Source organism: Vibrio sp. 10N.261.45.E2, from assembly GCF_002875705.1.
Lineage (GTDB): Bacteria > Pseudomonadota > Gammaproteobacteria > Enterobacterales > Vibrionaceae > Vibrio.
Map to the genome: position 1 here is coordinate 214,471 of NZ_MCZZ01000111.1, position 21,623 is coordinate 236,093.

The 21,623-nt window shown below is 43.5% G+C and carries 16 protein-coding genes; 12 read left to right on the top strand and 4 right to left on the bottom strand.

The features are described from left to right. Window positions 1-6: 6 nt before the first annotated feature. From BCT34_RS08925 to BCT34_RS08945, 5 genes are read left to right on the top strand one after another with little or no spacing between them, the layout of a single operon-like run. Window positions 7-732, top strand: coding sequence for a hypothetical protein (locus BCT34_RS08925; RefSeq protein WP_076652290.1), 726 nt, complete (start codon window positions 7-9; stop codon window positions 730-732). Further along, the gene (locus BCT34_RS08930; RefSeq protein ID WP_076652292.1) at window positions 729-1,220 is read left to right on the top strand and encodes a TadE family protein; all 492 of its coding nucleotides are present in this window, start codon (window positions 729-731) and stop codon (window positions 1,218-1,220) included. The genes BCT34_RS08925 and BCT34_RS08930 overlap by 4 nt, the downstream gene beginning before the upstream one ends. Continuing rightward, a complete protein-coding gene (gene tadF, locus BCT34_RS08935) occupies window positions 1,217-1,786 on the top strand; it encodes a tight adherence pilus pseudopilin TadF (protein ID WP_076652294.1) in 570 nt (189 codons plus the stop codon). Before BCT34_RS08930 ends, tadF begins: the two co-directional genes overlap by 4 nt. 2 nt (window positions 1,787-1,788) lie before the next feature. Next, window positions 1,789-3,309 (top strand): pilus assembly protein TadG-related protein, encoded by a 1,521-nt coding sequence (locus BCT34_RS08940; protein ID WP_076652296.1) that lies wholly within the window; start codon window positions 1,789-1,791, stop codon window positions 3,307-3,309. A gap of 6 nt (window positions 3,310-3,315) precedes the next feature. After that, window positions 3,316-3,999 carry an OmpA family protein gene (locus BCT34_RS08945; RefSeq protein ID WP_076652299.1) on the top strand — a complete coding sequence of 228 codons (684 nt, stop codon included), beginning with the start codon at window positions 3,316-3,318 and terminating at the stop codon, window positions 3,997-3,999. Between the two features lie 68 nt (window positions 4,000-4,067). Here the strand turns inward: BCT34_RS08945 and chrA are convergent, their stop codons facing one another. Further along, window positions 4,068-5,213 (bottom strand): chromate efflux transporter, encoded by a 1,146-nt coding sequence (gene chrA, locus BCT34_RS08950; protein WP_076652301.1) that lies wholly within the window; start codon window positions 5,211-5,213, stop codon window positions 4,068-4,070. A gap of 101 nt (window positions 5,214-5,314) precedes the next feature. On the opposite strand from chrA, the gene BCT34_RS08955 reads away from it, so the two are divergent. Continuing rightward, window positions 5,315-6,241 (top strand): LysR family transcriptional regulator, encoded by a 927-nt coding sequence (locus tag BCT34_RS08955; protein WP_076652447.1) that lies wholly within the window; start codon window positions 5,315-5,317, stop codon window positions 6,239-6,241. A 235-nt stretch (window positions 6,242-6,476) separates the two neighbouring features. Here BCT34_RS08955 and BCT34_RS08960 read toward each other — a convergent pair whose 3' ends face one another. Further along, a complete protein-coding gene (locus tag BCT34_RS08960; protein ID WP_076652450.1) occupies window positions 6,477-7,550 on the bottom strand; it encodes a LacI family DNA-binding transcriptional regulator in 1,074 nt (357 codons plus the stop codon). Window positions 7,551-7,800: 250 nt separating this feature from the next. Here BCT34_RS08960 and BCT34_RS08965 point away from each other — a divergent pair, with 250 nt between their 5' ends. Further along, the gene (locus tag BCT34_RS08965; RefSeq protein WP_076652304.1) at window positions 7,801-9,924 is read left to right on the top strand and encodes an alpha-galactosidase; all 2,124 of its coding nucleotides are present in this window, start codon (window positions 7,801-7,803) and stop codon (window positions 9,922-9,924) included. A 102-nt stretch (window positions 9,925-10,026) separates the two neighbouring features. Then, window positions 10,027-11,724 (top strand): solute:sodium symporter family transporter, encoded by a 1,698-nt coding sequence (locus BCT34_RS08970; RefSeq protein ID WP_076652306.1) that lies wholly within the window; start codon window positions 10,027-10,029, stop codon window positions 11,722-11,724. A gap of 317 nt (window positions 11,725-12,041) precedes the next feature. Here the strand turns inward: BCT34_RS08970 and BCT34_RS08975 are convergent, their stop codons facing one another. After that, a complete protein-coding gene (locus BCT34_RS08975; protein ID WP_076652309.1) occupies window positions 12,042-13,382 on the bottom strand; it encodes an MATE family efflux transporter in 1,341 nt (446 codons plus the stop codon). 288 nt (window positions 13,383-13,670) lie between these two features. Beyond that, window positions 13,671-14,753 carry a sn-glycerol-3-phosphate ABC transporter ATP-binding protein UgpC gene (gene ugpC, locus BCT34_RS08980; protein ID WP_076652311.1) on the bottom strand — a complete coding sequence of 361 codons (1,083 nt, stop codon included), beginning with the start codon at window positions 14,751-14,753 and terminating at the stop codon, window positions 13,671-13,673. 296 nt (window positions 14,754-15,049) lie between these two features. On the opposite strand from ugpC, the gene BCT34_RS08985 reads away from it, so the two are divergent. The 4 genes from BCT34_RS08985 (at window position 15,050) to BCT34_RS09000 (ending at window position 21,524) form a co-directional block, all read left to right on the top strand. Next, on the top strand, window positions 15,050-15,970 hold the full coding sequence (locus tag BCT34_RS08985; RefSeq protein ID WP_076652313.1) for a sugar ABC transporter permease: 921 nt from the start codon (window positions 15,050-15,052) through the stop codon (window positions 15,968-15,970). Continuing rightward, window positions 15,970-16,821: a carbohydrate ABC transporter permease gene (locus BCT34_RS08990; RefSeq protein ID WP_076652316.1), complete on the top strand. Its 852-nt coding sequence runs from the start codon at window positions 15,970-15,972 to the stop codon at window positions 16,819-16,821. Before BCT34_RS08985 ends, BCT34_RS08990 begins: the two co-directional genes overlap by 1 nt. A gap of 183 nt (window positions 16,822-17,004) precedes the next feature. Next, entirely contained in the window at window positions 17,005-18,231 is a 1,227-nt protein-coding gene (locus tag BCT34_RS08995; protein WP_076652318.1) for an extracellular solute-binding protein, read from the top strand. A 161-nt stretch (window positions 18,232-18,392) separates the two neighbouring features. After that, a complete protein-coding gene (locus BCT34_RS09000) occupies window positions 18,393-21,524 on the top strand; it encodes a beta-galactosidase (RefSeq protein ID WP_076652321.1) in 3,132 nt (1,043 codons plus the stop codon). The last annotated feature ends 99 nt before the right edge of the window (window positions 21,525-21,623 follow it).

Below are 21,623 nucleotides of genomic sequence, written 5' to 3' on the forward strand. Positions count from 1 at the left end.
TGAATTATGAGAGCTAGGTATTTTATTTTTACTCTTTTATTGGTGTCATTAATCGGCTGCGCTTCAAATAATGCTGAGCTGAGATTAGACGATGAAGTCGATAGTATGGAACGGGTTGGTAATTATGATGGTTTAGTTGAATATTATAAAAATAAGATTGAAATATCACCAAATGATACGGCTTCTATGCAGGAGTTGGCTAAAGTTTATTTTGATAAAGGTGATATTGAATCTGCTAGATTTTATAGTGATTACCTTTTGGGTTTGAATATGGTCAATTGGGAGTTATCTCAACTACGTGGTCAAGTTTACCACGCAGATCAGGAAGATGTCTTGGCTGTAGAGTTTTATCAACATTCTATTGAGTTGGGAAACAAGACAGCAGAAGTAAATGTTCTATTAGGAATATCAAATTGTATGCTTGGTCATTATGAATTAGCTGAACGATATTTTAATAATGCTAGGATTAAAGGTTACAACGATGCCGCCATAAAAAACAACTTGGCATTAGTTAAGTTTGCAGATGGAAGATACCAAGATGTTGTAGATTTATTACTGCCATTATATTTTTCTGATCCTAAAAATAAAAAGGTTCAGGCAAATTTAGCTATTGCTTTGATTAAGTTGGGCTATGTTGAGCAGGCCAGTGATATTTTGGGAAGTCGCTATTCAATCAATGAAGTTACAACCATGTCTAAACGCCTATCTTCAGGCGCTGGGAGTTCAATATGAGAAGAATAGTTAAGTATGCTAAGGGGTCTCTAACCGTCGAGGTGGCTTTAGGCATCATCATTCTCATCACGGCGACGGTAATGATATTCGAAATGGCGTATCGGATTTACGTCTCAAATTTGGTTGAGTTTGCGCTCAGAGAATCGGTCAGGTCAACCACTGTTTTTCAGGGAGATGATTCATACACCAGTTATAATACCAGCTTTTTCAACGTGATGAATGATGAAAGTAAATTATGGTCTTCACTGACACCTGTTGATAACTTTTCAATGGCAGGCAAATATTATGTGAGTTATGAGGATCTTTTATCTGATAATTATCTTAATGATGGCGATATGCTGATTGATGATTCGGGATATTCCTTTGCCGAAATATCATTGAGTTATCAATATGAACCTATTTTACCTTTGCTTGGTGGAAATTCTGAAATCATTTCATCTTCAGTGTTACTTACTCTTGAGCACGAAGGTTGGGAGAGTGTTCGATGAACATATCGGAATTAACAAACAATGGAGGCTTTCGAAAAAAACGCAACTCAACACTGCAGAGTGGCGCCTTTACCATTGAGTTAGCACTCATTTTATTTGTCGTTATAGCCATATTTTATTTTATGAGTGACGTGAGTCATAAGTTATTGGTTAGAGCAAAACTCGACCGAGTGAGTTTTGCTCTGGTTAATGTATTGAAAGAGCGCACTCGATATTATGATGAAAATGTCATCTTAACTGGTGGTGATAGAGACGAGATGGTCATTGTTGCCGCTCGTCTGCTAAACACAGCTCCAGAAAGCGTAGCGCTGAGAGTTGAAGCTATGCACGATGGCTCTGCTGCAAATATTGATTCATTCGAAAGTGACCAGTTCAACAACTTAGGTTGTAATGTACCATTAATTTCATCGAAAGAGGCTTTGGTTCCTGTAGAGAACGGAATCTCTTTCCCTCTTTACCAAGTGTCATTATGTGAAAGTAATTCATCTTGGTTTGCGCGTTTGTTGGGGATTGCTAATTTATCAGAAATAACCATTTCATCGAGTTCGGTGATGGTTGGGAGGTAGATATGATAAACCCAAATACATTTAATCGCGGCCCTCATCGTCAGAGAGGTATTGCCGCAATTTGGCTTGGACTGACGTTAATACCTTTGTTAGGTGTGTCAGTTTTTGCACTCGAGGGAACTCGATATATTCAAGAAACAAGTCGTTTGAGAGATGCTGCCCAAGCCGCTGCCCTTGCAATAACAATTGATGATAAATCGAATGAAGCAGATGCTTTAGCGACTCGATATGTTGATGATTATGTGCGTAGTATCGAACATATAGATATTACGACGGTAAGGACTTATGAGGAGCCAACAGCAGCGAATGATGATACTGAGAAAATTCAATATGAAGTTACAGCGCTAACCACTCATAATTCGTGGTTTGCGAGTAATTTAATCCCCTCATTCGATGAAAGTCAAAAGCTTGCGGGCTCAGCGCTCGCCGCGAAATATCCTTACTACCTAGGTGATAAACTAGTAGACATTGTGCTAGTCACTGACTTTTCAGGATCAATGAATCGGGATTGGAGTGGGGCAAGTGGTGATGTAAATACAAAGATTCAAACTCTCAAACTAGCTGTTTCAGATCTTGCTGATAATATTTTGGTTGTGCGTGAAGGTGATTCTACAGTGCTTAACCGTCTAGCGATTGTTCCTTTTAACCTCAGAGTTCAGGATAAAATTAATAACAATTTATTCTCAGGAAGTCAGTTGAGGTATAGAAGTGATTACCACTCTTCTGTTTCATCTAAAACGTATGAAAAAGTCAATTGGCGTTTTTGGTCAAAAAGAACATTAAGTGAAGTCGAAGATTGTGCCGATGATATATTTGATTGCCCTAAAGTTGGGAGTAATAATCAGCATAAACAAGCGAAGAGAGTGTTAGATGTTTTAAAGATTAAATCTAGACGCCTTGAAATACCAGAGTATATAGATTATCAGAAATCTGTTGATGATATGTTTAACTATAAAAGAGATAACACAGATTTAAAATTTGACTTTAGAGCGGATACTAATGTTATTTACAATAGCTCAATGACGATGACTAATGGCATAGGTCACTATGTGATTCCTCTTACCAGTGATTCTGAATTGATTGAAGAAATGCAGGATATGAATTCAGGAGGCAATACCGCTTCATATCAAGGTATTTTAAGAGGGCTTCAAGTACTTAATGATGGTATGCCAAGTAATTCGGCCAGTCAGCAGGAGATTGATGAATACAGTCAAAGAGTAAAAATTATGATTATTTTGAGTGATGGTCAAGAATATCCATATACGAGTATTCTACCCGACTTAGTTGATGCCAATATGTGTAATGCTGCAAGAGAGCACTTTCAATCAGAGGATGGCAGCCTGTATATCGGTGTTATAGGTGTTGATTTTGATGCGACTAAACAAAATGGATTTCAGAAGTGTGTCTTGAATCCTGATGAAGATATTATCGATGTACGTAGTCGCGAAGAATTGATTGAACGTATTCAAAATTTAATTGAGAAAGGATCTCGAGGTACTGGCGTATCGAGACTATACGGGTGAGTAAAGATGAAAAATACAATGCTAGCAATAAGTATGTTTGTTTCTTTCTCTAGTTATGGGCAGGAGATTAGTGATCAGGTAGTAGAATATTGTGGAAATACTTTTTCAGAGTATTCTCACACAATCGAAATTGGTGAAGTTCAAGGGGTGGCTAGTCATCGTGATGGCTATTGGCAAATTCATGAAGGAAGTCATGATCCAGCTCTCAAGTGGGAGCTCCTCAAGCGCTCACAGTTGATCACTGATCCTAGTGACTGTCTCACTTATATATCAAACCTTGGTATTGCTAGCTTCGATAGTGACAAAGGGCAGCTTGTTGCGCGTGTTAACTTCGCCTTTGATCGTTATTATCTGACCCCTCTTGCTCGTGAAGTGCTTGTTGATGTGGCAAAACATCTCGCAGACAATGACTACTTAGTGACGGTTGAAGGCCATACCGACTGGGTGGGAAGTGAAGGCTACAATCAAGGTTTGGGGCTAGACCGAGCTAAAAGCACTTCTGAACAGCTTTTCACTTATGGAGTTTCAAAAGAGAAGATGACATTGAAGTCTTTGGGTGAGTCAGAGCCAATCGCAAGTAACAAAACTTCTCAAGGTAGAGCTCAAAACAGACGTGCTGATGTGTATATTCCCCCAGAGTCTTTTAACCCAGATGAAGCCAATTCAGCCTCTACACAGGTAGAAGAATAGCCACTATCTCAAAGGTCACATGATCCGAGAGTTGTAATGCCCACTAACCCTAATTAGTGGGCATTATATTAAATCACTCCAAGTACAAACCCTATTGCAATAAACGTAGCTACCATCCATACAATCGGCATCTTCATTGTTTTCAATAGCCACACGCCAACAATGATCAGAGCGAAGTCTATACCGCTGCTTACTGCGCTTGTGAAGATCGGTTGATACAGAGCTGCAAGCAGTAGACCGACAACCGCCGCATTCACACCAGTAAGAGCGCCAGCCACTAAAGGTTTACTCGCAATTGCCTGCCAGTTTTTCAACACACCGAGTAGTAATAAGAAGCCCGGTAAGAACACAGCGATCGTTGCGAGTAGTGCACCTGTGATCGGTGCCGATGGCATCAATACATAACCTAAGTAAGTCGCAAGTGTAAACATCGGTCCTGGAACTGCCTGTGCTGCTGCATAACCTGTTAGGAAGGCATCTTGAGACAGTTGGTCACCGATACCATTTTGTAGCAGCGGAAGTACCACGTGGCCGCCACCGAATACTAAGCTACCTGCTTGGTAGAACAGGCCAAATACCTCAATACCTTGAGAATAAGCACTGAATAGAGGCAGGCCAACCAGTAACGCAACAAAAATCACGAGAGGTGTTACCGATATTTTTTGTGTTGAAGGTGTCGTTTTTAGCTCTTGCGACGTCAAGAACTTACTGCCAACGATCGCTGCAAATAGAAGCACTAATACTTGAGGCCAGATGCCAGGAATCAATAGCAGAACAATCGCGGTAATGACACATAAGGCGGTTGCTATCTTCGATTGGCAAAAGTTCTTGTACATACCAAAGGTAGCATCCGCCACAACCACAACCGCTAATAACTTAAGCCCGTGAATAATTGAATTGAAAAGCGGGGCTTCCAACAATTGATTGCTGACTAGCGCCAAAATCAGCATCAGAATGACAGATGGGGAAGTAAAGCCGACAAATGCAGCAATAGCACCTGTTAAGCCACCTTTCTTATAGCCAACAGCAAAGCCAACCTGACTTGAACCTGGGCCCGGTAGAAATTGACTAAGAGCGACAATCTGCCCGTATTCTTCGTCGGACAACCAATTCAGTTTCTCAACAAAGGTTTTACGGAAGTAACCAATATGTGCAGCTGGTCCACCAAAGCTAATCCAGCCAAGCCAGAAAAAGGTTTTAAAAATTGAAAGCATGATCGATTCCAGATAAATGTTTAGCGTAATTTAGGTGGAGTTAAACTATGATTCAAATTAATTGTTTTAATTATAACTATGAATGAAATAGGTTGTTTGGCGTGGCTGATTTTAATTGGAAAGGGATCGACCTTAACTTGTTGATTGCACTGCAGGCTTTGTATAAAACCAACAGCGTGAGTAAAGCTGCTGAACGTTGTTATGTCAGCCAATCTGCGATGAGTCATAGCTTACAAAGGCTACGAAAGTTGTTTGATGATCCTTTGTTTGAGCGTGTAGGTAGCAAGATGGAAGCGACCGACCGAGCCATTGAATTATCGAGTACTGTGGACGCGCTACTTAATACCATTCAGTCGGAAGTTCTATTATCTAAACGTTTTGATACTGAAAGTTTCCAAGGTAGTTGGAAAATAGGGCTTACGGATTACGCAGAACAGATGTTTGGCCCAATGATCTTCGACTTTATTAAACAAGCCTCTCCGAGTTCTCAAGTCGCGTTTTTTAACGTCAATCGCTCCAATTATCAGAAGGTATTTGAAGAGGCGAAACTGGATATTGCGATAGGAAGCTTTGGTGAGGTCCCAAAGCTATATAAAACAAAGCACTTGTACACGGAGCAACATGTTTGTTTATTTGATCAATCGGTTTTAACTATTGAGGAGCCCATGTCGCTAGAGCAGTTTATTGCTGTTGAGCACGCACTCGTTTCTCCTACAGGCGCTTTAAAGACGGGCGTCGATACTCGTTTGGCTGAATTGGGGCTTACCCGAGAAGTGGCTGTAGCTTCCAGTAACTTTTTAACAGTAAAACGGCTTATTCATGGCAGGGAATTGCTTTGTATTGTTCCCAAGCTTGTCGCGCGCAAGGATCTTAATAACGAAAAAAACTTGTTGGCTTTGAAGCCTCCGATTGATGTTCCAGATTTTGATATCCAGCTTGTTTATAGGAAAGCTAAGCATTTAGATGATAAAAATAAGCTACTTAGAGAATTGATTACTAATGCGGTCTCATCTGTGGTTTCTGAATAGTCTATTGTGCCTGTTAGTCGCTAATTTTATATGAATTAATTGTAGAAAAATCCAGCTTATTATAAGAACCCGACTATACTTAATTTACGACTCGAAGCAGTCGTAAAGAATAGGCTTTTTGATTTACCTAAGTAAAAAAATTGGTTATATCCTCATGATATAGCTTAAAAATCTACCAGGCTAAACGGACTTAGTTGGTCTTAAAAGCGCTAGCTCCCCCTAGCGCTTTTTTCTTTTAGTTGGATTCCGGTAACAGGCTCTGAATCTTCTTCAGCAGTTTTTCGATCTCTTGTTTTTCATAATTGACCGCAACTTTAGATTCGCTACTTTCTCTCGGAAGCAGTGTGGTTTCGATATGATGTTGTAATAAGGCATCTTGCGAGTTGGCGTTGAGTTTCTCTGCAAGTCTCACCGCCTGCTGGCCTATTTTTGTGAAATCTTGTTTGACGGTTGTAAGAGGCGGGTTGAAGAATGCGCTGTCTTCTATGCCATCAAAACCGACAACCGCGACCTTTTCTGGTACTGGTATTTGCAACTCTTGCAGTGCGCGTAACACCCCTAATGCCATTTGGTCACTCGCAACCAACACTGCATCAAACTGGATTTGTTTCGCGACGGCGTCTCGAATGCCAAGGTAGCCGCTTTCTGCTTGCCAGTTTCCTTGGTGTTGAAACTGAACACGGCAATCCGAGCTTGTTAATGTCTCGAGCCAACTTTGATGACGAATCTGTGAGGCACTGGACTCATTTGGCCCTGTGATCAACAGGTATTCATTGCGACCAGTTTCAATAAGGTGTTGAGCTGCCAGCTTCGCGCCCTCTGCATGATCGCCACATATATAGTTAACTTGGCTGTTAGAAGGGACATCAATGAAGATAAGGTTGAGGTTCTGATACTGCTCTACCAACAGCTCAGCTTCGTCACTCTTTAAGGGCACATTGAGAATAATACTGTCGACCTGTTGGGCGATCAGCTCACGAATGGCTTCTCGGGTGTTGGTGAGGTTCGGCTCAGATACGACTGAAAAAGTAGTTCCATATCCCATATCGTGAGCTTGCATTCGTACGCCGTTGGCGATCATCGCGGCGCCGTGTAAGGCCATATCGAGAGTCACTAACCCTATGCTGGTGGATTTGGAGCGGCTGAGCATTTGGGCACCTTTATTGGGCACATATCCAAGCGTTTTTATCGCTGCATTCACTTTGTTTCGAGTGGACTCTGCCACATCCTGTGAACCGTTTGTCACTCTTGATACTGTTTGAGTCGATACGCCAGCCAGCTTTGCCACATCTTTAAAAGTTACACTCATCACTCCGTCCATCAAATATTCCAGTCTTTCGATGAGCATATCTAATTTAGCGAAATGAAACTCTGCTCCCTTTCAAAAAAATGTCATTAGAAACATTTAATATGTTTCCGAAAACAGTCGATCTTGTGCAAATTTTGGCAACGAATAATCGTTGTTGGATCACGTTGTTTGGCGTTTTTAGTACTAATTTTAGTCTTTAGGTTCACAATTAATCTTAGTTTATGTTTACGAAAACAATATGAGATTGGCTATGAGCGAATTTATTCATCTAACAAGTAAAAACCACAGTTTGATCATCAAATCGGGCCGTACTCCAGAGGTTCTTCATTGGGGCGCAAAGATCGCCAGTATTGATGAGGACCTTTTGTTATCAACCGAGAGGCCGATTTCCCAAGCTCGCCTTGATGTTGATGTACCGCTTTCTCTTTGCCCTGAATTGGGTAGTGGTCATTTTAATGCACCGGGAATAGAAGGGCATCGTGATGGTTTTGACTGGGCTCCTGTCTTTAATACCGTCCGCGTAGAGGCGAATACCACGTATCTAGAAGGTCAGGATCAGCAAGCTACCTTTGTGCTAGAAGACACCGTAGCTAAACTTGAATTGACGGTCGAAATCAGATTGGATTACGAGTCTGATGTGGTTCAAAAGCGCGTTACAGTAACTAACAAAGGGGACAGTAAATACTATTTAAACAAGCTGTCATCAACCTTACCGCTTCCAAATCATGCCAATGAGTTAATTACGTTTCATGGTCGTTGGTGTCATGAATTCCAAACTCAGCGTCAGCGTTTTGAACACGGTGGCTTCATGCAAGAAAACCGTCGCGGTCGTACTTCACATGAAAACTTCCCAGGCATGTTTGCAGGTACGCAAGGTTTCTCCGAGCAAAATGGCCTGGTGTGGGGCTTTCATTTAGGCTGGAGTGGTAACCACCAAATGCGTGCTGATGTCCGCAGTGATGGTCGTCGTTTTGTACAAGCAGGAGAGTTATTGCTAGCGGGTGAATCGATTCTAGATCCTGAGAGTACTTACCAAACACCTTGGCTCTATGGCTGTTACAGCAATTCTGGTTTGAACGGCATTGCTCAGCGTTTTCAGCAGTTTGTTCGTGACAATATTATTCAATTCCCTACCGATAAACCTCGCCCTGTGCATTTAAATACTTGGGAGGGGATCTACTTCGACCATAAACCTGAATACATCATGCAGATGGCAACAGAAGCTGGTGTGATGGGCGTTGAACGATTCATTATTGATGATGGTTGGTTTATTGGTCGTGATGGTGAAAGAACGGCTTTAGGTGATTGGTATCTCGATGAAGTGAAATACCCAAATGGTTTAGAACCTGTCATTGAACATGTAAACCAACAGGGCATGGAATTTGGACTGTGGGTTGAACCTGAAATGGTCAGCCAAGACTCAAACCTATACCGTAACCACCCTGATTGGGTACTAGGTTTGCAAGGGTATCATCAACCGTCTGGTCGTTGGCAGTATGTTTTAGACTTGCAGAATGAAGCGTGTTTTGACTATTTGTTCTCTCGTATTGATTCGCTTCTAACGACTTATAACATCGGCTACTTAAAGTGGGACATGAACCGTGAATTGGTTCAGCCTGGCCACCAAGGTAAGCCGGCAGTACACGGTCAAACTCAAGCCTTATACCGTCTTGTTGATCAATTGAATCAAGCACACCCTAAGGTCGAGATTGAATCTTGCTCATCAGGTGGTGGTCGTATCGATTTTGAAATCCTCAAGAGAACACACCGATTCTGGGCGTCTGACTGTAACGATGCACTAGAACGCCAAGCGATTCAAAAAGGCATGAGTTACTTCTTCCCACCAGAAGTGATGGGTGCACACATTGGTCCTGCCGAGTGCCACTCAACAAATCGTCGTCACAGCATCAATATGCGTGGTGTCACCGCTTTGATGGGGCACATGGGTGTTGAACTTGATCCGGTTAAAGAGTCGCAACAAGAGAAACAAGCTTTCTCTCACTACATTTCTCTACATAAGCAATTCCGCCATATCTTGCATTCAGGGCGTAGTTTCCGCATGGACCCTGCGGACAAAAACCAGAACATCTATGGTGTGCAGAATGATGATGAAATGCTGATCACCGTATGCCAGTTGGCAATGCCTGAATATGCTCTTCCATCACCACTTCGTATTAGCTGCGTGGAAGATAATGCGCTGTATCAAGTGAAGTTGGTGGAAATGCCACAAACCAGTTTCCAACTCATGAAGCAACGTCCTCAATGGTTAGATAAAACTCTAACCTTAAGCGGCGATAACCTCAAAGAGATTGGATTGACCTTACCTATCCTCGACCCAGAGTCTGCCTTGATTGTGCACTTGAAAAAGATGTGAATCGCTGACTCTGAGTACCCCTACAAATAAAAATCTAAATATAAAAATTATAATCGGCAGCGAGGTATTGCTGCCGCAATAACTCAACTTAAGGAAAACAAAATGTCTATTACAGTTCTACTGTCATTTTTGTTATTTACTGGGTTTGTAGTCGCGTTTACCTACAACAAAGTAAAGAATGACAAAAACACCTCACAAGATGGTTTCTTTCTTGGTGGAAGAAGCTTAACCGGCGGTTTGATTGCAAGCTCGCTTATCTTAACTAACTTGAGCGCCACCAGTTTTGTGGGCATGAGCGCCCAATCTTACACTCATAACATGAGTGTGATGGGGTGGGAAGTAGCCTCAGGCGTCACCTTGGTGATCATTGCGCTGATGCTTGTACCTCGTTATTTAAAACAAGGTATCACCACCATTCCAGATTTCTTAGAGAGCCGTTATGACATGTCGGTTAAGAAGTTTGTGACGTTACTTTTCTTGTGCCAATACGTGATCAATATTTTGCCTACCACACTTTACGCCGGTGCCGTTGTTTTGGGTGAAATCTTCGATGTTCAGGCTCTGCTTAATATTTCAGAGTTCAGTTCAATTGCATTGATTTCGGCGACGATTGGCTTACTTGGCTTCTTTTATGCGATTTATGGCGGCCTAAAGGCGGTAGTGATTGCAGATACCATTAATGGCGTTGGCTTGATTGTTGGCGGCATGATGATTCCAGTATTCGGTTTGATGGTACTGGGCGAAGGTAGCTTTGGTGCAGGCTTAGACATTCTGCTTTATGCCGCGCCAGAGAAACTGCAATCGGTCGGTACTGAGACCGATCCACTGCCGTTCTCAACTTTGTTTACTGGTCTGCTTCTAGTGAACTTGTACTACTGGGGTACCGACCAATCCATCATTCAACGCGCATTGGGTGCTAAGAACCTGAAAGAAGGTCAAAAAGGGGTAATCCTAGCTGGTGCGATTAAGGTTATCTCTCCGCTATTCTTGATCATTCCGGGTATCATCGCTTTCCATATGTTTGGCGCTGACGCGGGCAATCCAGATACCATGTACACTCGTTTGGTGAACGAAGTGTTGCCTAAGCCGCTGGTGGGTTTCTTTGTTGCCGTGATGTTTGGTGCGATTCTGAGTACTTTTAACGGCGTATTGAATAGCTCGACAACTCTGTTTGCATTGAACGTGTACAAACCACTATTTGGTCAGGGCAAAACTGATGAAGAATTGGTTGGCAAAGGACGTATCTTTGGTGTCGTGATTGCGATTATCTCTGTATGTATTGCACCTTTCATCATGTACGCTCCTGAAGGTCTATTCCAATACCTACAAATGGTAGCGGGCTTCTTCAGTGTGCCAATTTTCACTATCGTGTTTGTTGGTTACATTTCTAAGCGTGTACCAGCTCTAGCGGCAAAAGTGGCATTGGTGGTGTTTGTAAGTTCATACGCTGCAATGCAGTTGGTGTTCAAAACCCCGATTCACTTCTTACACCAACTAGCGATTCTGTTCGTGGTGTGTACTGCTCTGATGTTCATTATTGGTCACTTTATGCCGCGTGAATCTGAGTACATCATGCCAGTTAACGAGAACATTGATGTAACACCTTGGGAGTTCCGTTTTGAGGCTTCAGCGATCATCCTATACATGGTGCTTGGTGCTTACGTGATGTTCTCTGATGTTGGTTTTGTATCTGATGATCCAACTATCATGCAAGTTTATGGCGTGTGTGGCATCGTAATGTTAGTCGGCATTTTGGGTCGATTAGCGAAGCGTAAGAAAGCACTTCAAGCTACCGCATAATCTTGGTTTGAACCTGCTAGTTAGCCTTTATACCAATCGTAGTAAATAACTGGTCAGCCTAGCTGGTTAAAATGCTCGATAACTGCGTTATAATTTTTGATTGTAGAATAACTACTTATCAAAAAATGATGCCTTGTTCTCAAGCCTTTTTCCGGCGCTATTTCTGATCACTTACATACTGTGATTGGTATTGCAGAGCTTGATAAGTAAAAGGATCATCGTAGGCTAATAACTAAAAAGGCATCTCAATCGTAATGAATGAGATGCCTAATTTATTTGCTGTATCTATTTTATGTAATTGATTGCTGAAGTGGCGTTTACAAAGAAAAACGCGTCCATTTTTTAGCGCGCCAGCGACGCACCATGATCAATCCGCGGAACCACTCATCCATCGCAATTGCCATCCAAGCACCTAACACACCATAACCCCAATGCACGCCGAGCAAATAGCTCATTAGAACCCCAATGCCCCACATACTGAGAATGCCCATTTTAACCGGGAACTTGATATCACCTGCGGCCTTCAAGCAAGAGATAAAGATCAGGTTAAATACGCGGCCAGCCTCAAGAATGATCGAACCTGCAATTAAAGAAGCGGTAAGAGCCAGAATTTCAGGATCTTGCGTGAATACATCGAGGATCGGAAAGCGGAACAGATACACCAAACAGGTAATCGTAGTTGAGGCGATAAAACCGACCACAAAATAACGCTGAACCCGACTCGCAATCTCATCAATCCAACCTTTACCTATGTAGTACCCCGTCTGGATTTGGCTGCCTTGACCAATCGCCAACGCAAAAGCAAAAGATAGACGGGCGATGTTTTGTGCGTAAGTAAACGCGGCTAGCGAAGCGGTACCCATTTGTACGACGAAGAACATGATGGTGATCTGTGCCATGTTGTATGAGAGGACTTCTCCAGCGTTCATTGATCCAATTTTAATGATTTTTTGATAGATAGCCTTAGGCACGAATTTAAATTGCTTCAACGGCAGGTCAATGCCTTTGCTTCGCACCACACCAATTAAGATAAACATGCCGATCACTTGGCTAATTACGGTCGCGGTTGCCACCCCTTGTACGCCATATACTGGCAGTCCAAATGGTTGATATAAAGCGCAGTAGTTGCCGAATACGTTGATGACACCAGCAATCATGTTGATCACCATGGGTGACTTTGAATAGCCATGGCTTCGTAGGATAGTGGTAAGCACTACGCCTATCGTGACGTTGAAAGTTAAGGCACCACTGATGAACAAGTATTCTTGCGCGTACTGCTCTACCTGAGCTTCAAGCTGATAGAGAGGAATGAAGTACTCCGCGCCAAGAACCGCCAAAATACTGAGTAACACACCGGTAATAAGCGCCAAGATGATACTGGCGACACCAACTTGAGCGCTCTCTTGTTCACGAGAGGCGCCGTTGTATTGCGCGATTAGAATTCCCGTACCACTGCTGACCATAGTCGAGACAATGATCAAGAAAAAGGATATCTGTGAAATAACACCAACCGCTGAAACGGCTTTGTCCGAGTATCCGGATAACATGAATACATCACTGGTGTTGAGTGCTGTTCTTAAAAGAACTTCGATAAAAATTGGCCAGGTGAGCGCAACGATTCCCATACGTTTATTTAGGGTGGAATCAGCATTAGGCATTTAGGTTTTCTCAAAAAGGGGTAAGCAACACTATAGTTTAGCGATTATTTAGTAAACGACTATCAAATTAATGTCCGGAAGACTAATAAGGATAAATAAAATTCGAATAAGTCTTCAGAACCCAGGATTTGAGTGTGAGCGATGAAATTTTTGAAAGAAATTTCATAAGACAAAGAAAAGCAGGGTGGGAGTGGGAGTGGGAGTTAGTGACTGCTTGAAACAACTGGGAAATGAGTTTGAAAAGTGGCAAAGCTAGCGATATCGAGCTAGCTCTACCGTTTTAAAAGCTTAGTTAATTCGTTGCCCTTGATCATCGAATAGGTGGCAATCTTTTGAGGAGAAACTCAGTTCAAGTGATTGGTAACGAGTCACCTCTTGATCTCCAGGTAGGTGCACCTTAAAACTATCCACACCACAAGACTGGCCAAACATATAAGTACTGTTCCCTAGTCGCTCAACCACTTCACTTTGAAACTCAATGGTGATATCAGAGCCGCTGTTAATCTCTAAATGTTCAGGTCGAATACCTAGCGTGATGCTTTGCCCCTCTTGTAGTCCATCACTTGGCAAGGGGAGGGTGATTTGGCTAACACCATTGACCGATAGTTGGGCATGTGTTTCTGAGGTGCTGTTCACGACACACGGTAAGAAATTCATTTTCGGCGAACCAATAAAGCCTGCCACAAATTCATTTTGTGGAGAATGGTACAGCTCTAATGGTGAACCGACTTGTTCAACGCGACCGTCTCTTAGTACCACGATCTTGTCAGCAAGCGTCATCGCTTCAACTTGATCGTGCGTAACGTAAATCATGGTGTTTTGTAGATCTTGGTGTAATTTCGCGATTTGTAAGCGCATATCGACACGAAGTTCAGCATCTAGGTTCGAGAGCGGTTCATCGAATAAAAATACGCGAGGGTTGCGAACTATCGCTCGGCCGATCGCTACGCGTTGACGTTGCCCACCTGACAGCTCTTTAGGTTTTCGCTTCAATAAAGGTTCTAGTTGAAGCGTCTTTGCCGCACTGGTGACTTGCTTTTCAACCACTTCCTTCGCGACACCATTCATTTTGAGGCCAAAGCCCATGTTCTCTTCCACAGTCATGTGTGGGTAGAGTGCGTAGGATTGAAATACCATCGCGACACCACGTTCAGCAGGATCGACATCGTTAACGAGATCGTCTCCGATATGGATATCCCCTTCAGTAATCTCTTCTAAGCCAGCAACCAAGCGCAAGAGGGTTGATTTACCACAGCCAGACGGACCAACGAATACAACGAACTCGCCATTATTTATTTCTAGATCAACACCATGGATCGTTTGAACATCACCATATCGTTTGATGACCTGTTTTAAGCTGATATCAGCCATGCTCTCTCCTTGCTTCGTTGGACTACATCACTTTGCCTTTAAAACATACGCTTTCATCAGAAATTTGTTAGATGCCTCGCATGATTTATTGATCCGGGTCATATAAATTTAACGATCTATAGTGTTTTTTGTGAAAACGTTTACATAAATAAAACATAACTGTGCTTAATGTTATCAATAAGCCTAATATTTGAACGTAATCATTATAAATGCTGAGCTACTGATTGGGATTTATAAATTTAGGTGGAAATAAACCAAGTAGTAAACGAAGCTTTTAATACAAGGAATTTCGGGAAATGGAGCAATCTGTGAAAACGATATACCCAGAAAATCGCACCCCATCAGCGAAAAAGAGAAGGCGCATCAGCTCTAAGGTCTCGCCTTGGCTGTTCTTGGCTCCTGCCATCGCTATCTTCTCTCTCTATGTTATCTATCCAATTTTGGACAGTATTTGGCTGAGCTTCTTTGAATGGGACGGGCTCGGTGAAAAAGAGTGGGTTGGGCTTGAGAACTATCGTGAGCTTTTTGACTCAGATGCTTTCTATACTTCGTTAACGAATAACTTTCTTTGGTTGATCTTCTTTATGCTTGCGCCACCTTGTGGCTTGGCGATTGCCCTTTTCCTCAACCAACAAGTGAAAGGCATTCGTGTCGTCAAATCTCTATTTTTCTTCCCGTTTGTTATTTCTCAAGTGGTGGTCGGCCTCGTATTTGCCTGGTTCTATGACCCTTCTTTTGGTCTTTTCAATATTGCACTTGGATCGCTTGGCTTCGAACCTATTTCAATACTTGCTGATGAAGACTATGTGACCTACGGAATCATCGCTGCAGGCTTATGGCCTCAGATCTCTTATTGCATGATCTTATATTTAACGGGGCTGAATAACCTCGACCCTGAACAGTTAGAAGCGGCTCGTCTTGATGGTGCGAAGAAGTGGCGCATGTTGTGGTACGTGGTGCTTCCACAACTAAGACCTGCAACCTTTATCGCTGTGGTGGTCACCGTGATCGGTGCTCTGCGTTCATTCGACTTGGTCGCGACCATGACAGCCGGTGGCCCTTGGGGCAGCTCGACAGTACTTGCTTACCAGATGTATGAAGAGTCTATCTTTAACTATCGAATGGGTTACGGCGCGGCGGTTTCCGTTGTGTTGTTCCTGATTATGGATGTCTATATCGCTTACTTCTTGTGGCGCATGTTAAGGAGTGAAAAATAATGTATCCGCAACCAATTCAGAAAGCCGGTCGCTTTACCAATATTAGCTACCGAGTCGCGCTGCCTATCTCCATTGTGATGTGGTTATTACCACTCATCGCCGTAATGATGACCTCGATTCGTTCGATGGAAGACATTAACAAAGGTAATTACTGGGGTTGGCCGAGTGATATTCAGTTCATTGAAAACTACACCCAAGTTTTTACTTCAACGTCGATGGGACAGTACCTCATCAATAGTTTAATCATCACATTGCCAGCCGTAGCCGGTGCTGTAGCGTTATCTACCTTGGCCGGATACGCCTTGGCGAAATACAACTTCAAAGCCAATGTGTGGATTTTTGCGATGTTCATCGCGGGTAACTTTGTGCCGTTCCAAATCCTGATGATTCCAGTGCGTGACTTAACGATTGGGCTCGGTTTGTACGATACCCACTGGGCGTTGATTTTTTTCCATATCGCCTTCCAAGCCGGTTTCTGCACCTTGTTCATGCGTAACTTTATTGTCGGGATCCCAGATGCCTTAATCGAAGCGGCGCGTGTTGAAGGGGTGAGTGAATGGAAAATATTCTGGCATGTCGTATTACCTCTGGTTCGCCCAGCTTTAGCGGCGTTAGCAGTATTGGTGTTTACCTTTATCTGGAACGATTTTTTCTGGGCATTGGTATTGGTTCAGAGTGACGAAGTCCGCCCTGTGACTGCTGGTCTTAGTTCACTGCAAGGGCAATGGTTGGCATCTTGGCAATTTATGTCTGCCGGTGCGGTCGTGGCCGCCATTCCACCAGTCGTTCTGTTCTTCACTATGCAGAAACACTTTATTGCTGGCCTGACATTAGGAGCAACGAAAGGATAAACGTTCTTCTAGAATGGTGAGGAAGACTTAAACAGAATCAAGCGAGGTGGCTCGACGTTAGCCGCCTTAATTGAACAAATCCAACTTGGATTCACTAAAAGAGTAAAAAATCACGAAAACCCTACATAACAAAACAATAAGAATTGGACTTAGAGAGCTTAGCTCCATAACAAGGACCTTAATATGAAATACGTGAAACATATCGCTGCTTCTGCAGTGCTCGCTGCCTCCATGTCTGCAACATCGTTTGCAGGCACCTTAGTCATCAACTCTGATGCTTCTGATCCCGCGCCAAAAGAGGCGTGGGGTGAGATTATTAACCGCTTTGAGAAAGAGAACCCAGATATTACGGTGAAGTACAACTTGTACGATCATGAGTCGTACAAAACAACGATTCGTAATTGGTTGGTCACTTCGCCGCCGGATGTGGTTTTTTGGTATGCGGGTAACCGCATGAAAGCCTTTGTTGACCGCGGCCTGTTCGAAGATGTCAGTGATATTTGGGCAGACAACAACATGAAGCAAGACTTTGCGGCTGCCGCTCCTGCGATGACAGTGCAAGGTAAGCAGTTTGGTGTGCCGTACACGTATTACCAATGGGGTATCTACTACCGAAAAGACATCTTTGAGCAATATGGAATCGCAGAACCGAAAACGTGGGAAGATTTGAAATCTGCGTCTGCAACACTTAAAGAAAATGGTGTGGCGCCGTTTGCGATTGGTACTAAGTATCTTTGGACCGCGGCAGGTTGGTTTGATTACATCAACATGCGTACCAACGGCTTGGATTTTCATATTCAGTTGATGGAAGGCAAGGTGCCTTACTCTGACGAGCGCGTGAAGAAAACGTTCGCCAACTGGGCAGAGCTTGTTGAGCCAGGTTACTACCTAGAGAACCACGCATCTTACTCTTGGCAAGAAGCTCAGCCTTTCTTGTACAACGGTAAAGCAGCGATGTACTTGATGGGTAACTTCATTACGCCAAACTTCCCAGCGGAATTAGATGGCAAGATGGATTTCTTCCAATTCCCGGTGATCGACCCAAGTGTGCCTATGTCTGAAGATGCGCCAATGGACACGCTGCACATCCCTTCAAAAGCGAAGAACAAAGAAGATGCACGTAAGTTCCTAGAGTTTGTAGCTCGCGCTGAAAACCAACAGCTGATCAATGAGATGCTGTTACAGATCCCAACCAACAACAAAGCCAAAGCAAAGTCTGATCCGTTCTTAGACAAAGGCGTTGCGATGTTGGCTGCCAGTGATGGTACGGCTCAATTCTATGACCGAGACACCGACCCTGCGATGGCTAAAGAAGGCATGAAAGGCTTCCAAGAGTTTATGGTTCACCCTGAACGAATCGATAAAATCTTGAAGAAGCTCGATAAGGTGAGCAAGCGTACCTTTAAGTAATATCTCAATAGCCGTAGCTGTTCTGGCTGCGGCTTTTCTTTTTTCTCTTTAGGGATTACTGCAAGTGCGGCTTGGTTAGCGTTCGTTATGTTTGAACGCGATTTGGCGCTGAGTATCACTTGCAGTAATTCATGTGAACGGCTTTTGGTAAGGAACACGTCATGAGAACTTTCTCTCAAATCATCTCTGCCCGTGAGTGGGAAAATCAACATATTACCCATCATAATGTTGTTGAGGCTCATGCTCCCTTGAATGGCTACACTTCGTTAGTTGAGGCGATGACAAAGAACTCGTCGAGTGCTACGTCTCTCAATGGCGTTTGGAAGTTTCAGCTGTTCGATTCACCAGAGTTGGTCTGTGAAGAGGTAGTGTCTGAACATTTTGATGATTCCTCGTGGAAGTCGATTACTGTGCCAAGCAACTGGCAGATGCAAGGCTTTGATAAACCGATCTATACCAATGTGAAATACCCTTTCGCTGATAACCCTCCCTTCGTCCCTAGCGATAATCCGACAGGGATCTACCGAACGCATTTTAATTGCACGCAGCAAGAGTTATTAGACACCCATAGGCTGACCTTCGACGGCGTGAATTCAGCGTTTCATTTGTGGTGTAACGGCAAGTGGGTTGGTTATTCGCAAGACAGCCGATTGCCAGCTGAATTTGATGTGTCTGAATACTTACAATCGGGCGAGAACACACTCGTGGTGATGGTACTGCGCTGGTCTGATGGTTCTTATCTTGAAGATCAAGATATGTGGTGGTTGAGCGGTATCTTTCGTGATGTGACGTTGTTGAGAAAGCCCAAGATCGCCATCAAAGATATTGGTATTGAGACTCAGCTCGATGCTTGTTATCGCGATGCGGTTTTAAAGGTTTCTACACAAATATCAAAACCAAAATCATTCGATCAAGATGACCAAACTCAACAAGTAAATCGAGTTAAAGTTGAGCTGTTTGACGCTCAGGAACAACTCATCTTTGAGCCTCAAATCGTTGGCTTGGGTGAGCGAATTGTGGATGAGAAAGGCGCTTGGTCTGAAGTCGCTGAACATAGTATTTCAATCGTGAATCCGAACAAGTGGAGTGCAGAATCACCTTACTTATATCGCTGCGTGGTGTCGTTACTGAATCAACACGATGAGCTCATTGATTGTGAGGCTTACGATGTCGGATTTCGAAGTGTGGAAATCACCGATAGTTTGCTAAAAGTTAACGGGAAGCCGTTGCTGATTCGTGGTGTGAATCGCCATGAACATCACCCTGAACTCGGGCATACCATGACGCGTGAGGGGATGATTCAAGACATCAAACTGCTCAAGCAAAATAACTTCAATGCCGTTAGAACCGCCCATTATCCGAATCATCCATTGTGGTACGAGCTATGTGATGAGTATGGCCTGTATCTGGTCGATGAAGCGAATGTGGAAACTCATGGTCAATTTCCTATGTGCCGTTTGTCCGATGATGCATCGTGGTTGAATGCGTACATGAGGCGCATGACAAGGCTGGTGGAACGCGATAAAAACCACGCCAGCGTGATCATTTGGTCGCTGGGTAATGAGTCAGGAATTGGTCGCAATCACCACGCAATGTATCAATGGGTCAAACAAACTGATCCTACACGTCCCGTTCAGTATGAAGGTGGTGGCGCAGATACAGCAGCGACCGATATTTTGTGCCCAATGTATGCGCGTGTTGATTGGGATTTACCTGTTGTCGAGAGTCAACCTGAGGTGACACCTCGTGTCGGCATTCGCAAAGCGATAGCTTTGCCGAACGAGCACCGCCCTCTGATTCTCTGTGAGTATGCCCATGCAATGGGTAACAGTCTGGGGAGCTTTGACAAATATTGGCAGGCGTTTAGAGACAACCCAAGATTACAGGGCGGATTTATCTGGGATTGGGTCGATCAAGGTATTACTAAAACCGATTCGAGCGGCACTGAATATTGGGGGTACGGTGGTGATTTTGGTGATGATATTAACGATCGCCAGTTCTGTATTAATGGTTTGGTATTCCCGGATAGAACGGTTCATCCAACGCTACATGAAGTGAAAAAAGCGCAGCAGTTTTACCAGTTCAGATTAATTTCTGATTCGCCTTTGGTGATCGAGGTGCGCAGCGAACACTTGTTTGTGACTAGCAAGGTTGAAACATTGAATTGGGCGGTTACTCAGAATGGTGTGGTGACGTGCGATGGATGTATCGAATTGATGGTAGGTGCGGGTGAGAGTGTTGAGATAGAACTCAATGGTGTGACGCTCCCTAATACAGCCAATGCGCTCAATTACCTCAATCTTGAAGTGGTGTTAAACACCAATACAGCGTGGGCGAATAAAGGTCATGTGACGGCGACGGAGCAGCTTAGCTTACCTACACAACCGCAACTTATGTTGGATGCTAACCTCTCACCATTGCCACCGAAAGTGACTGAAACGGATGAGTTACTGACCGTGACTGGTGATGCTTACCAAGTTGAGTTCGACCGATTGTCTGGGACATTAGAGAGTTGGACAATCAAAGGAGTTGAACAACTGGCCAGTGGTCTTCGAGATAACTTCTATCGTGCACCATTAGACAACGATATCGGTGTCAGTGAAGCCAATCGAGTCGACCCTAATTCATGGATAGCCCGCTGGCAGGCAATGAAGTTGGACAGACTCACTCCAGAGTGCATCGAATTTTCATACATCACTCAGAAAAACACGGTGTCTGTGACAGCAAAAATTGCTCATACGGCAGAAGGACAGGTTCGTCTGTTGTCGACTTGGCGGTACCAACTGTTTGCCGATGGTGAGGTTACGTTAGATGTGGATGTGCAAGCAGCGAAAGGTTTGCCATCTCTGCCACGAGTCGGTTTCGAGTTTGCTTTGAAGAATGCGCCTGATGGTGTGGAATGGTTTGGTCGTGGGCCACATGAAAACTACCCAGATAGAAAAATGTCAGCACATATGGGGCAATATCAACAGAGTATCGAGCAGATGCATACTCCGTATATTTTCCCTTCAGAGTGCGGCTTACGTTGTGATGTTCGTGAGGCAAAATTGGGCGCGTTTGAACTGCAAGGAGACTTCCACTTTTCAGTCAGTCGTTTTGGGTTACAGCAATTACAGAAGGCAAAACACACTTGTGATTTAACCGAACAAGAACAGTTATTTGTTTATGTGGATGGCTTTCATATGGGCGTCGGTGGTGATGATTCATGGACGCCAAGTGTCCATGATGAATTCAAGTTATTGAAAGATCACTACCATTACCGAGTGCGTTTCTATTGTGGTGAGAATGGTTAACGTGCAGCAAGTTGAGTAAAAGGATCATGATAGGCCAAATAGTCTAAGTGCTTGTTTGTTAATTTTTTTTGCTCCAACCATAAAAAAGGCACTCAGTGA

Bases quoted from the DNA above. Each gene is read 5' to 3' on its own strand.
- BCT34_RS08990 (WP_076652316.1), top strand. From the start codon at position 15,970: ATGTATCCGCAACCAATTCAGAAAGCCGGTCGCTTTACCAATATTAGC.
- tadF (WP_076652294.1), top strand. From the start codon at position 1,217: ATGAACATATCGGAATTAACAAACAATGGAGGCTTTCGAAAAAAACGC.
- BCT34_RS08930 (WP_076652292.1), top strand. From the start codon at position 729: ATGAGAAGAATAGTTAAGTATGCTAAGGGGTCTCTAACCGTCGAGGTG.
- BCT34_RS08945 (WP_076652299.1), top strand. From the start codon at position 3,316: ATGAAAAATACAATGCTAGCAATAAGTATGTTTGTTTCTTTCTCTAGT.
- chrA (WP_076652301.1), bottom strand. From the start codon at position 5,213: ATGCTTTCAATTTTTAAAACCTTTTTCTGGCTTGGCTGGATTAGCTTT.
- ugpC (WP_076652311.1), bottom strand. From the start codon at position 14,753: ATGGCTGATATCAGCTTAAAACAGGTCATCAAACGATATGGTGATGTT.
- BCT34_RS08925 (WP_076652290.1), top strand. From the start codon at position 7: ATGAGAGCTAGGTATTTTATTTTTACTCTTTTATTGGTGTCATTAATC.
- BCT34_RS09000 (WP_076652321.1), top strand. From the start codon at position 18,393: ATGAGAACTTTCTCTCAAATCATCTCTGCCCGTGAGTGGGAAAATCAA.
- BCT34_RS08965 (WP_076652304.1), top strand. From the start codon at position 7,801: ATGAGCGAATTTATTCATCTAACAAGTAAAAACCACAGTTTGATCATC.
- BCT34_RS08995 (WP_076652318.1), top strand. From the start codon at position 17,005: ATGAAATACGTGAAACATATCGCTGCTTCTGCAGTGCTCGCTGCCTCC.
- BCT34_RS08975 (WP_076652309.1), bottom strand. From the start codon at position 13,382: ATGCCTAATGCTGATTCCACCCTAAATAAACGTATGGGAATCGTTGCG.
- BCT34_RS08970 (WP_076652306.1), top strand. From the start codon at position 10,027: ATGTCTATTACAGTTCTACTGTCATTTTTGTTATTTACTGGGTTTGTA.
- BCT34_RS08940 (WP_076652296.1), top strand. From the start codon at position 1,789: ATGATAAACCCAAATACATTTAATCGCGGCCCTCATCGTCAGAGAGGT.
- BCT34_RS08960 (WP_076652450.1), bottom strand. From the start codon at position 7,550: ATGAGTGTAACTTTTAAAGATGTGGCAAAGCTGGCTGGCGTATCGACT.
- BCT34_RS08985 (WP_076652313.1), top strand. From the start codon at position 15,050: ATGGAGCAATCTGTGAAAACGATATACCCAGAAAATCGCACCCCATCA.